Raw genomic sequence first — 11,524 nt, 5'->3', positions numbered from 1 at the left:
TTTTCGACCCGCGCCCTGCGGTTTCCTCAGTGACAGCCGCCGTTGCAGTGCCCGCAATCACCGGAGCACCCGCCGCAGCCGCCGCCGTGCTTGTGGGAGTGCCAGGTGATCCAGCCCACACAGCCGAACACGATCGCCGCCACGATAATGGTCGGCAGATTGAAGTTTGCTGCCAGAAATTCCATCATAACAATGCACTCCTCTCAAAACAGAACCAATTTACTTGTTTGCCGTGAGCTTCTTGGTGTCGATGCTGACCTCATTGACGCCCGTATACTTGTTGGGGCGGACCAGCAGATAGATGAAGGCCACCAGGATGACGACTGCAACGATGGTGAAGAAGTTGAAACCGACCTCACCGGAAATGATGCCGCCCAGCTGATACACGACCAGCGCAGCGCAGTAAGCCAGAGCGCACATGTAGCCGATGGCGATGGCGGTCCACTTGCCGTTGTTCATCTCACGCTTGATGGCACCCATCGCAGCGAAGCAGGGAGCGCACAGCAGGTTGAAGATCATGAAAGCGTAAGCCGACAGAGCGGTGTAATCCTGTGCAACTGCAGCCCAGATCTCATCGCCGTTCTCAGACAGCTCGCCGCCGAAGTGATACAGAACACCGAAGGTGCCGACGACGTTCTCCTTTGCGATCAGGCCGGAGACGGAAGCGACGGTTGCACGCCAGTTGCCGAAGCCCAGAGGTGCAAAGATCCAGGCGATCTTGGTAGCGATAGCAGCCAGCACGGAGTTGTCCTGATCCTCGACCATGCCAAAGGCACCGTTCTCGAAGCCGAAGCCCTGCAGGAACCACAGCACAACGGTAGCGGCCAGAATGACGGAGCCTGCGCGCTTGATGAAGGACCAGCCACGCTCCCAGGTCGCACGGAAGACGTTGCTCCATGCAGGCACATGGTATGCGGGCAGCTCCATCACGAAGGGAGCAGGATCACCTGCGAAGAGCTTGGTCTTCTTCAGGATCACGCCGGAGCAGATGATGGCTGCCATGCCGATGAAGTATGCGGAGACTGCGACCACAGAGGAGCCGCCGAACAGAGCACCTGCGATGAGGCCGATGATGGGCATCTTTGCGCCGCAGGGGATGAAGCAGGTGGTCATGATGGTCATGCGGCGGTCACGCTCGTTCTCGATGGTACGGGAAGCCATAACACCGGGCACGCCGCAGCCGGTGCCGACCAGCACGGGGATGAAGCTCTTGCCGGACAGGCCGAACTTGCGGAAGATACGGTCCATAATGAAGGCGACGCGGGACATATAACCGACATCCTCCAGGATGGACAGCAGGAAGAACAGCACCAGCATCTGGGGAACGAAGCCCAGGACTGCGCCGACACCGGCGACGATGCCGTCCATGATCAGGCCGTACAGCCAGCCTGCCACGCCGATGCCCTCCAAAAATCCGCCCAGCGCATCCGGCACGATCTCACCGAACAGAACATCGTTGGTCCAGTCGGTCGCAAAGGTGCCAATGGACCAGCCGCCATCCGCGATGGAGGTGCCCATGGACAGGGAGTACATCAGGAACATGACCAGTGCGAAGATGGGCAGCGCCAGAACACGGTTGGTCACGATCTGGTCGATCTTATCGGAAACGGTCAGGTGCTCCACGCGGGCCTTCTTCTTGACGGCCTTTTCGACCACGGTGTTGATATAGGCGTAGCGCTGGTTGGTGATGATGCTCTCGGCGTCATCGTCCATCTCGTTCTCGCAATCCTTGATGTGGTCATCAATGTGAGCCAGCAGGCTCTTGTCGAGCTTCAGCTCGTCCTGGACCTTGTCGTCGCGCTCAAACAGCTTGACGGCGTACCAGCGCAGGAAGTGGTCATCGACCTTGCCCTGAATGGACTCCTCGATGTGTGCGATGGCGTGCTCCACGCTGCCGGTGAAGACATGGGGCAGCTCCTCGGAGGCCTTGCCCGCCTTGGCTGCGGCGATGGCAGCCTTGGCGGCCGCTTCGGTGCCCTCGCCCTTCAGCGCGCTGATCTCGACGGCCTGGCAGCCCAGCTCTTTGCTCAGCTTCTTCAGGTCGATCGTATCGCCGTTCTTGCGGACCAGGTCGATCATATTGACCGCCATGACCACCGGGATGCCCAGCTCGATCAGCTGGGTGGTCAGGTAGAGGTTGCGCTCGATGTTGGTGCCATCAATGATGTTCAGGATGGCGTCGGGCTTCTCCTTGACCAGATAGGTACGGGAGACGACCTCTTCCAGGGTGTAGGGAGACAGCGAATAGATACCGGGCAGGTCCTGAATGATGACGTCTTTCTCGCCCTTCAGCTTGCCTTCCTTCTTCTCGACAGTGACACCGGGCCAGTTGCCGACGTACTGGTTGGAGCCGGTCAGATTGTTGAACAGGGTCGTTTTGCCACAGTTCGGGTTGCCGGCCAATGCGATCTTAATGCTCATTGTGTTCCTTTCCTCTCTGTTCGGATCAAACCACTTCGATCATTTCAGCGTCGGCCTTGCGCACACTCAGTTCGTAGTTGCGCACGGTCAGTTCCATGGGGTCACCCAGAGGTGCCACCTTGCGGACATAGATCTCGACCCCCTTGGTGATGCCCATGTCCATGATGCGGCGCTTGACCGGGCCTTCGCCGTGCAGGCGTGCCACGGTGGCCGTTTCGCCGACCTTGACGTCTTTCAAAGTCTTCATGTAAATCCTCCTCTACTTGTCTTTTATTCAGAGACCATTCCAGTGTCGGAGCAGGTCCCAAACAGCGCTGCCGCTGTTTAGCCGATCAGAATGCGGTTGGCCATCGTCTTATCGAGCGCCAGGCGGCTTTCCTTGACCTGCACGATCAGGTTGCCCGCGATCTCGTTGACCACAGTCACATCGCTGCCCACCACAAAGCCGAGTTCTGCCAGATGCAGACGCACCTCGTCCTTGCCGGTGATCTTTTGAATGGTGACGGTCTCGCCCGCCTTGGCCATCGTCAAAGGCATCATCTTTCGTCCACTCCCTTATGTCACAATGTTTCACATCCCGCACAGCGTTCTGTGAGGTTCCTCCGGTCGGGGGAAGTTTCGATGTTGGTTAGTCAGTCGTGACTATCAGCATGGATAGTTTACGCTTACTAACCTTTCTTGTCAATAATTTTTTCATATTTTGAAATTAGTTTGTAGGAACAAACAGATTGTTTCTTTCTGTTTTGTTCAATTTTTGCTATTTTGAACAAGAACGATCGCGAACATTCCAGCCGTTCGTGTTTCTTCGGAGCGTCAGGTTTTCTCTCCGCAATCAACGTACCACCGTCCATCCGACGCACTTGTCCGGATATGACACAGCCGCCCGGTGCAGGGGTCAGACTGCAACGGGCGGCCGCGTGTCAAAAGGAGGATCTTTCCCGCCGGGGCGTGGTGTCTCCGGCAGGCGCCAGGATAAAAAGAGAGTATTGGTAGGAAATGTCAGTTTCAGGCCGCCACGGCAAGGCGGAAGATCGGGGTGCCGCTGTGGAACAGGCGCAGGTATACTCTGGTGCACTTGTTCAGCTGGGCAAACAGGCGCTCAGCGGCATCGCGGTCGCCATAGGCCTTCCAGCAGCCGCAGCAGGTAAAGTTGCGGCCCTGATTCTCGATGAAGCCCACCACATCGGTGAGCGGGTAGCCCAGAAATACACCGATCTCATGCGGAAACTCTGCCTCGCAGCACAACCGCTGCGACAGCTGCCGCAGCAGCGGTTCGCAGTCGTCCGACCCTTCGGGCAGACGGTAGCCTTCCTGCACCAGAAATGCGCGGACATTCTCATCCGAAAGCACTTCGCGCAGGCGGTTCTCCCGGTAGACATAGACCAGATACCGGTGGGTGCGGGTGCAGCCCTTGAGAACCCGGACCCGGAGGCCCTTCTCACCCAGCCGCGCGTTCCAGCCGCGCACCCGCTCGGCAAGGTCTTTGCAGTCCTGCGTCTCATAACGGAAGAGCCCGGCGGCCTTCAGGCCTGCCAGCACCGGCGAGCACTGTTCGATCATCACGGTCTCAAAATTACGCTCCATGGCCGGTTTTCCTCCGTTGCTTGGTTTAAGAAAAGCATTCCCGCTGTGCATCCAGACTATGCAGAGCTTCACAGTTAGGTTCATCTAACCTCAAGTTCAAAAAGAACGCGGTTCCTGTTGCGGACCGCCTTGCAGTTAGTTATTTCTAACGTGGCATTATCTTACCATAGCTTCGGAGAGGTGTCAAGGGTTTTTGAAAAGTTTTTCGTTTTCTCTTTTTGCGCCTTTTGCGCCGCCCCGCCGGAGTGCCGCGCTCGTTGAAAAGCGTCGAAATCCGTGTTATAATGATACCATCCACTAGAAATAGTGGTGCGCTGTCTGCATTGCAGGTGGTCGGGCTTCTTTCCGGCGTCAAATCCGGAGGAGGTCTGCTTTTTATCTTCTCCGGGATGTTTGCATGTCAACCACACCCAACCTGAACGGAGGAGTCCAACATGGATGTTTTGAATACTGTTGTGAACATACTGCATTTGATTGCAGACGTTGTCATCGGCGTTACGCAGGTAACCTGGATGATTTCAAGGGATGTCTTTCGGGACAAGCCCAAGGTCAAACACTATTCCAAACGCAATAAAAAGTAACGACCGCCTCACAGTTCCCCAACTAGAGCGGTCGTTACTTTTTAACACTTGCCGGTAAAGGAGCTGACCACTTTGCAGACAGCGCCTTTTCTATTTGTAGTATAGTCAATTTTTTACGATTTGTCAAGAACGCAACTTTTCAGGAGATCTTTATGTATTTTATTCCTTTTGAAACCGCCCGGCTGCGCCTGCGCCCGCAGGAGGCCAAAGATGCCGGTTTTGCACTTTGTATCTGGGGCGACCCTATTACCGGAAAATACCTGACCGATCCAGCACTGGACACCATCGACAATCTCAATGAGTATATGGAACTTCTGCGGCATCTGAATGACAGCGCTGACTGCTACTATGTCATCGCAGAGGATAAAGTCACCGGCCAAGCCATCGGCACCTGTTGCGCCGTCATTAAGGAAAACGGACGCTGCTGGGATATCGGGTACTGCATCCATCCTACTTGCTGGCGAAAGGGCTACGCCAAGGAAATGGTCGGTGCACTGGTCGATTTTGGCATCCAGAACGGCGTCAAGACATTTCTTGCCGATGTCGCCGCTGACAATGCCAGTTCCTGCGGTGTAATGTGCTCACTGGGCTTTGCTCCTTCCGAAAATGGAACCTTCCGCCGCAGCGGAACGAAAACAGAATACAAAAATCTGACCTTCAGAAAAGACCTATGAATATGACTTCTCTCACCCAGACCATCGCCTCCCTGCTGGAGGCCCACCCGGAGCGGCCTGTGCTCGTCGCGCTGGACGGCCGCTGCGGCAGCGGCAAAACGACGCTGGCGGCACAACTGGCAGAACCGTTTCCGGGCAGCGCCGTCTTCCATACCGACGACTACTATCTTCCCCCGGCACAGCGCATCCCGAACTGGGCCGAAACGCCCTGCGCCAATATGGACCTGACCCGCCTGCGGGAGGAAGTGCTCGTTCCGGCGCAGGCCGGGGCCGCGGTGCGCAGCCGGGCGTACTCCTGCCGGGAGGGTTCTTATCTGCCGGAGCAGTGCGTGCCGCCCGCACCGCTCTATATACTGGAGGGCAGCTACAGCCACCACCCGATTCTTGCAGGCTTTTATGACCTCAAAGTGTTCGTCACCTGTTCCAAAGAAGAGCAGGCCCGCCGTTTGCAGGCGCGGGAAGGCGAACGCTACGAAAACTTTGTCCGTCGGTGGATTCCTCTGGAAGAGGCCTACTTTGCGCAGTGCCGCATCGAAGCGCTGGCTGACCTCCTCTGGGATACTACAAATTTATGAAGTTTTTGAAAATTTGCGGCGATTTTTCCCGCCAACCTGTGGGAATTATGGTATAGTTATATTGGAATAGACTTGATTTCCCAAGGCAAGGAGAAGCATTATGGAACACTTCGTGGAATTTGAAAATGTTTCCAAATACTACCAGACAGGAAGTGTCCGCATCGCCGCAGCGGACCATCTGAATTTTTACGTGGACAAGGGTGAGTTCTGCATCATCGTTGGGCCGTCCGGTGCAGGCAAGACCACCCTGCTGAACATCCTCGGCGGCATGGACACCTGCGACGAGGGCCATGTCTGGCTCGACGGGCAGGATGTAAGTCGGTTCTCCGAGAAAGAGCTGACCCAATACCGGCGGTATGACGTCGGATTCGTCTTCCAGTTCTACAACCTCGTGCAGAACCTGACGGCGCTGGAAAACGTAGAACTGGCCAGCGAGATCTGCCGCGACCCGCTGGACCCCAAAGCCACGCTGGAAAGCGTCGGCCTCGGCGAGCGGCTGAACAACTTCCCGGCCCAGCTTTCGGGCGGCGAACAGCAGCGCGTCTCCATTGCGCGCGCCCTCGCCAAAAATCCGAAGCTCCTGCTCTGCGATGAGCCGACCGGTGCGCTGGACTACAAGACCGGCAAACAGGTGCTGGCCCTGCTGCAGCGCACCTGCCGCGAGACGGGCCGCACCGTCATCGTCATCACCCACAACACAGCCCTGACGGCCATGGCCGACCGCATCATTCAGGTGAAGAGCGGGCAGATCCTGTCCAACCAGGTCAACGAGCACCCTGTGCCCGTGGAACAGATCGAGTGGTGATTCTTGTGCAGAAAAGTTATCGAAAAAACATCCTCCGGGATCTCAGGGGCAACCTGAGCCGGTTTTTGTCCCTGTTCGGCATCGTGGCACTGGGCGTGATGATCCTGACGGGCCTTGCCAGCTTTGCGCCCAGTATGCGGATCGCCGGGCAGAAATATTACGTACAGCAGAACGTATTCGACCTCCGCGTCCTCTCCACCCTCGGCCTTTCCGAGGACGACATCGACGCCATTGCCGCGACCGAGGGCGTCACAGCAGTCCAGCCGGTGAAGTATCTGGACGCCGAGGGCCGCTGGTCCAGCACCGACCAGCCCGCTGTCCTGCGCATCCAGCAGCTCCCGGCAGACCCCGGTGCCGACACGGCCGAGAATATGAACCGCCCGCTGCTGCTGGCCGGCCGGATGCCCGAAGCTGCCGACGAATGCGTCGTACATGTCATGGGCCACGGGGAAGAGATCCCCATCGGCACCACGCTGACCCTGCCGGACGGCACCGATGGCCTCGCCCGCACCTCTTATACCGTGGTGGGGCAGGTGCAGGACCCGCTGCATTTTTCCTCCGACCAGGAGACTTCCACCGCCGGCGACGGCGTTCTGGACGCCATCGTCTACGTCTCGGACGGTCAGCTGACTGCCGATTATTACACTGTCTGTTATATCAAGGCCGAAAACGCCGACCAGTATGGCAATTATTCCGATGAATACCAGGCAGCCGTGGACGCCGTCGCCGACCGGCTGACCGCCATCAGCGGCGCACAGTGCACCACCCGCCGGGAATCCCTCATCGACGACGCCACTGCCAAACTGGCCGATGCCAAGCAAACCTACGACGAGCAGAAAGCGGAGGCCGAACGCCAGTTTGCACAGGCCGAGCAGAAGCTCGACGAGGCCGAAGCCCAGCTCACCGCCGCCAAAGCGCAGCTGGAGCAGGGCGAAGCGGAGTACACCTCCGGCAAGGCGCAGCTGGCCCAGCAGAAAGCCGCCCTGCCCGACACCATGCAGAGCGGTGCGGACAAAGTGCTGGACGGCGAAGAGCAGATCTTGGAATTTGAAGACCAGCTCCAGCAGATCGAACTTCTGGTCAACCTGAAGCAGGTGGCCGACCCGCTGCTGACCTATGCCGAGGCCGCACTCCACAACGCACAGAAAGCGCTCGACGAGGCCGAACCCGCCGACGAAGAATACACTGAGCTGCGGGATGCCCTCGCCAAGGCACAGGCCGCCTACGACAGCATCTACGCCCAGCTCAACGGCTACCAGCAGCAGCTGGACGAGGGCAAGCGGCAGATGTATGCCCAGGGGCTCCTCTCCTCGCCCAGCCTTTCCAATACGGAACTCGTCACCGAGGCCAAAGCCGCTCTGCGAAAGATGAAGCTGGAACTGATGCAGGGCCAGCTGGGGCTTTCCACCGGCACCGCCTCTGCCTATTCCGCCTTTGCCGCCGCCGAACAGCAGCTCGCCGATGCCCGCACCCGGCTGGATGACGGCTGGGCCGAATACGATACCGGCAAAGAGCAGCTGGACGCCTCCCGCACCGAATACGCAACGCAGAAAGCCGAGGCGGAGCAGAAGCTCGCCGACGGCCAGAAGCAGATCGACGATGCCGAAGAGCAGATCTCTGACATCCAGAACGGCGAGTGGTACGTCCTCGACCGGAACAGCACCATGAGCTTCGTCACCTTTGAGCAGTATGCCGACCGGATGGACGCCATCGCACGGGTCTTCCCAGTGTTCTTCTTCCTGGTGGCGGCACTGGTGGCCTCCACCACCATGACCCGCATGGTGGACGAGAACCGCCTGCAGATGGGCACCCTGAAAGCGCTGGGCTACTCCAACACAGCCATTGCGGGCAAGTACCTGTTCTACGGCCTGGCCTCCAGCATCCTGGGCAGCATCCTGGGCATGGCGGTGGGCTTTGTCGTCTTCCCCACCATCATCTGGCAGGCCTATCAGACCATGGTGTTCCGCCTGCCCACCTTCACCCTGCAATTCTACCCCGGCATGGCCGTGGGAAGCGTCCTGCTCAGTGCGGCCGTCATCGGCATCACCACCTGGGAGGCCTGCCGCGCCAGCCTGCGCGAAAAGACCGCCGCCCTGCTCCTGCCCCGCGCACCAGTGGCCGGCAAGCGCATCTTCCTCGAATACATCACCCCGCTGTGGAAGCACATGAGCTTTTCCCAGAAGACCACGGCTCGCAACCTGTTCCGGTATAAGAAGCGCTTCTTTATGACCGTGCTGGGCGTGGCGGGCTGCACGGCCCTGCTGCTCATCGGCTTTGGCATCCAGGATTCCATCCTGCCCATGCTCAGCCGCCAGACCACCGAGCTGAACCACAGCGACCTGACCATCTCGTACAGCGACGCCAGAGCCTTTTCCGTGGAACACGGTCTGGGCGATGTGCTGGATTCCAGCGCCGATGTGACCAGCTGGGGCCGTTTCTACAACAAGAGCGTGACCATCTACAATGCCAGTGGCGACAAGCAGACCGTAAGCATCGTAACGGCGGAAGACGAGAGCCAGATGACCGCATATTTCACCTTCCGCACCCGGCAGGGGCACAAGGCCATCCCCTTTGACGACAGCAGTGCCATCCTGACCGAGAAGACCGCCGAGAGCCTGGGCCTTGCGGTGGGCGACACCTTTGAGGTGGAGACCAGCGACGGCAGCCGCAAAACGCTGACCCTGACCGGCATCACCGAGAACTACGTCTTCACCCGGCTGTACCTTTCGCAGGTGCAGCTCCGGACGCTGACGGGCGGCACCCTGCCGGAGTGGAACACCGTTTATGGCCAGACCGACTGCCCCACCTCAGACGACCGCAACACCCTGCGCACCGACCTGCTGGCCTGCAATTACGTCAGCGGCGTCTCCTTCATGGAGGACACGACCGAAATGTTCGACAACCTCATCGGCTGTCTGAACTATGTGGTTATCCTGATCATCGTCTGTGCCGCTGCGCTGGCCGCCGTGGTGCTCTACAACCTCATCAGCGTGAACCTTGGCGAGCGCAAAAAGGAGCTGGCCACCATCAAGGTGCTGGGCTTCTTTGACAACGAGGTCTACCGCTACATCTTCCGCGAGATCGACCTGCTGGCCCTCATCGGGTCGCTGGCGGGCCTTGCGCTGGGTGTGCCGCTGCACCAGTTCATCGTCCGCACCGTGGAGATGGACCAGATGATGTTCATCCGCTCCATCGCACCCCGCAGCTACCTGTTCAGCGTAGCCCTCACCCTCTTCTTCACCGTCGTCGTCTGCCGCCTCATGCGCCGCCATGTCCGGAACATCAGCATGGTCGAAAGCATGAAGGCACCGGAATGATCTTCCCACTTGCATCTCCTATTGAATCGGAGTATAATAGAATCAGAAAATGGAAAGGAGCAATCCCATGCAGCGTACCTTTATTATCCTTCCAGAATTTGACAAGAACTGGAAAAGCATGGGCCTTTCTGATGAAGATCTGCGCCGTTTGGAAAACCTGATCCTGCAAGACCCGGAAGCCGGTGCATTGATGCAGGGCACCGGCGGGCTGCGCAAACTTCGCTTTGCTTTCGAAAATCGTGGAAAAAGCGGAAGTGCGCGGGTCTGCTACGTTGATTTCGTCCTTCGGGAAACGGTCTTTCTGATCACCGCCTATCCCAAAAACGAAAAAGAAAATCTCAGCAAAGCGGAACGAAACAACATCCGCAAAGTCATCGAATGCCTGGAACACACCGTAAGGAGTTGATTGGATGAACGTATACGAAAGCATTCTTCAGGGATTGAATGAAGCCGTTGCTTATACAAAGGGAACCTGCAAAGAAGCGCGCGTCCACAAAATCAGCGTGGAGCCTGTGCCGCATTTCAATGCTTCGGATATCAGGAGCATCCGGATGGACCTCGGCATGACACAGGTCATTTTCGCCTCTGTGATGGGCGTTTCCCCCAAGACTGTGGAAGCATGGGAACAGGGCATCAACACCCCAAATGGACCCTCCTGCCGTTTGCTTGGTCTCTACCGGGCAGATCCTTCCAGCGCAAGGCAGCTGGTTCTGGAATCTTAAATCTCTGAAACCAAAAGACGACCCGCCGGTCGATCGTTTTTACGATTCCGGCGGGTCGTCTTTTTGTTGCTTGTCAGGTTCTTGCCAGCACCGGCAGCGCGGCGATCTCATCCTGCAGCTCTCTGGCCTGGGTCTTTGTGAGCTTTTTGCAGGAGACCATCCGGTCCAGCACCACCTGCGAGCGCTTGAGCGCCAGCTCCGGGCTGGAATGGGGCGAGTAGGCGGACGGCGCATTGGGCAGGCCCGCCAGCAGGACGCATTCGGCGGAGGTCAGCTCCGCAGGCGTCTTGCCGAAGTAGCCTTCCGCCGCCTCGGCGATGCCGTAGCATCCGCTGCCGAAATAGATCGTATTCACGTACATCTCAAAGATCTGCTGCTTGGAGCAGTGCTTTTCGATGTCCAGCGCCGCGAAAAGTTCTGCCGCCTTGCGGGCAAAGTGCTTCTCCTGCGTGAAGTAGATGTTCTTTGCCAGCTGCTGGGTCAGGGTGCTGCCGCCTTCGGCCAGCGAGCGGGTCCGCAGGTCTGTCCACAGCGCCCGGACGATGGCCACCGGGTCCACGCCGTGGTGCAGCTCGAACCGGCTGTCCTCCACGGCGATGACGGCGTCGATGTAGGTCTGGGGGATGGCATCGCAGGTGGTGAATCCGGGGCGGGCCGAGAGGGTCTCGTACAGCTGCGCCGCCGGGAGTTCGGGCTGGGTGCCACGGTAGAGTTTCCATCCCTGTACCCCCAGCACAGTCCCCGCCGCAGCCAGCACCAGCAGTGCCAGCAGCAGCGCCCAGCACAGCAGCCGTTTGAGGAGATCCTTCAGTGTCCGCATCGCGCTCGCTCCTTTCACCTTCTGA

The 11,524-nt window shown here is 58.5% G+C and carries 13 protein-coding genes; 7 read left to right on the top strand and 6 right to left on the bottom strand.

Going from position 1 to position 11,524, the window contains the following annotated elements; genetic code table 11:
* Window positions 1-26 precede the first annotated feature (26 nt).
* From J3350_RS09835 to J3350_RS09815, 5 genes are all read right to left on the bottom strand, one after another.
* Entirely contained in the window at window positions 27-188 is a 162-nt protein-coding gene (locus J3350_RS09835) for a FeoB-associated Cys-rich membrane protein (RefSeq protein WP_097791964.1), read from the bottom strand.
* 31 nt (window positions 189-219) lie between these two features.
* Complete coding sequence (gene feoB / locus J3350_RS09830) at window positions 220-2,421, bottom strand: ferrous iron transport protein B (RefSeq protein ID WP_207686488.1); 2,202 nt, start codon at window positions 2,419-2,421, stop codon at window positions 220-222.
* A gap of 25 nt (window positions 2,422-2,446) precedes the next feature.
* The gene (locus tag J3350_RS09825) at window positions 2,447-2,668 is read right to left on the bottom strand and encodes a FeoA family protein (protein WP_015565615.1); all 222 of its coding nucleotides are present in this window, start codon (window positions 2,666-2,668) and stop codon (window positions 2,447-2,449) included.
* Between the two features lie 77 nt (window positions 2,669-2,745).
* On the bottom strand, window positions 2,746-2,961 hold the full coding sequence (locus J3350_RS09820) for a FeoA family protein (protein ID WP_097791966.1): 216 nt from the start codon (window positions 2,959-2,961) through the stop codon (window positions 2,746-2,748).
* A 465-nt stretch (window positions 2,962-3,426) separates the two neighbouring features.
* Window positions 3,427-4,005 carry a DUF3793 family protein gene (locus tag J3350_RS09815; RefSeq protein WP_207686487.1) on the bottom strand — a complete coding sequence of 193 codons (579 nt, stop codon included), beginning with the start codon at window positions 4,003-4,005 and terminating at the stop codon, window positions 3,427-3,429.
* 434 nt (window positions 4,006-4,439) lie between these two features.
* Here J3350_RS09815 and J3350_RS09810 point away from each other — a divergent pair, with 434 nt between their 5' ends.
* The 7 genes from J3350_RS09810 to J3350_RS09780 all read left to right on the top strand — a co-directional run bounded on the left by J3350_RS09810 (window position 4,440) and on the right by J3350_RS09780 (window position 10,679).
* Window positions 4,440-4,586 (top strand): hypothetical protein, encoded by a 147-nt coding sequence (locus J3350_RS09810; RefSeq protein ID WP_207686486.1) that lies wholly within the window; start codon window positions 4,440-4,442, stop codon window positions 4,584-4,586.
* Window positions 4,587-4,738: 152 nt separating this feature from the next.
* A complete protein-coding gene (locus J3350_RS09805) occupies window positions 4,739-5,260 on the top strand; it encodes a GNAT family N-acetyltransferase (protein ID WP_097791968.1) in 522 nt (173 codons plus the stop codon).
* Window positions 5,257-5,835, top strand: coding sequence for a uridine kinase (locus J3350_RS09800; protein WP_207686485.1), 579 nt, complete (start codon window positions 5,257-5,259; stop codon window positions 5,833-5,835). The genes J3350_RS09805 and J3350_RS09800 overlap by 4 nt, the downstream gene beginning before the upstream one ends.
* Before the next feature lie 100 nt (window positions 5,836-5,935).
* Window positions 5,936-6,640: an ABC transporter ATP-binding protein gene (locus J3350_RS09795; protein WP_207686484.1), complete on the top strand. Its 705-nt coding sequence runs from the start codon at window positions 5,936-5,938 to the stop codon at window positions 6,638-6,640.
* 5 nt (window positions 6,641-6,645) lie between these two features.
* Window positions 6,646-9,957, top strand: a complete 3,312-nt coding sequence (locus J3350_RS09790) for an FtsX-like permease family protein (RefSeq protein ID WP_370569309.1) — start codon at window positions 6,646-6,648, stop codon at window positions 9,955-9,957.
* Between the two features lie 67 nt (window positions 9,958-10,024).
* Entirely contained in the window at window positions 10,025-10,363 is a 339-nt protein-coding gene (locus J3350_RS09785; protein WP_097791972.1) for a type II toxin-antitoxin system RelE/ParE family toxin, read from the top strand.
* 4 nt (window positions 10,364-10,367) lie between these two features.
* Window positions 10,368-10,679, top strand: coding sequence for a DNA-binding transcriptional regulator (locus J3350_RS09780; RefSeq protein ID WP_097791973.1), 312 nt, complete (start codon window positions 10,368-10,370; stop codon window positions 10,677-10,679).
* A gap of 73 nt (window positions 10,680-10,752) precedes the next feature.
* On the opposite strand, the gene J3350_RS09775 is transcribed toward J3350_RS09780, so the two are convergent.
* Window positions 10,753-11,499 (bottom strand): transglycosylase domain-containing protein, encoded by a 747-nt coding sequence (locus J3350_RS09775; protein ID WP_207686482.1) that lies wholly within the window; start codon window positions 11,497-11,499, stop codon window positions 10,753-10,755.
* Between the last annotated feature and the right edge of the window lie 25 nt (window positions 11,500-11,524).

It is taken from the genome of Faecalibacterium sp. Marseille-Q3530, from assembly GCF_017377625.1.
GTDB classification, from domain to species: Bacteria; Bacillota; Clostridia; order Oscillospirales; family Ruminococcaceae; genus Faecalibacterium; species Faecalibacterium prausnitzii_E.
The sequence above is the reverse complement of the archived record's forward strand: the minus strand, read 5'-3'. Positions and strand labels throughout refer to the sequence as shown.

Coding starts and splice junctions, on each gene's coding strand:
- J3350_RS09835 (WP_097791964.1), bottom strand. CDS start 188: ATGATGGAATTTCTGGCAGCAAACTTCAATCTGCCGACCATTATCGTG.
- feoB (WP_207686488.1), bottom strand. CDS start 2,421: ATGAGCATTAAGATCGCATTGGCCGGCAACCCGAACTGTGGCAAAACG.
- J3350_RS09825 (WP_015565615.1), bottom strand. CDS start 2,668: ATGAAGACTTTGAAAGACGTCAAGGTCGGCGAAACGGCCACCGTGGCA.
- J3350_RS09820 (WP_097791966.1), bottom strand. CDS start 2,961: ATGATGCCTTTGACGATGGCCAAGGCGGGCGAGACCGTCACCATTCAA.
- J3350_RS09815 (WP_207686487.1), bottom strand. CDS start 4,005: ATGGAGCGTAATTTTGAGACCGTGATGATCGAACAGTGCTCGCCGGTG.
- J3350_RS09810 (WP_207686486.1), top strand. CDS start 4,440: ATGGATGTTTTGAATACTGTTGTGAACATACTGCATTTGATTGCAGAC.
- J3350_RS09805 (WP_097791968.1), top strand. CDS start 4,739: ATGTATTTTATTCCTTTTGAAACCGCCCGGCTGCGCCTGCGCCCGCAG.
- J3350_RS09800 (WP_207686485.1), top strand. CDS start 5,257: ATGAATATGACTTCTCTCACCCAGACCATCGCCTCCCTGCTGGAGGCC.
- J3350_RS09795 (WP_207686484.1), top strand. CDS start 5,936: ATGGAACACTTCGTGGAATTTGAAAATGTTTCCAAATACTACCAGACA.
- J3350_RS09785 (WP_097791972.1), top strand. CDS start 10,025: ATGCAGCGTACCTTTATTATCCTTCCAGAATTTGACAAGAACTGGAAA.
- J3350_RS09780 (WP_097791973.1), top strand. CDS start 10,368: ATGAACGTATACGAAAGCATTCTTCAGGGATTGAATGAAGCCGTTGCT.
- J3350_RS09775 (WP_207686482.1), bottom strand. CDS start 11,499: ATGCGGACACTGAAGGATCTCCTCAAACGGCTGCTGTGCTGGGCGCTG.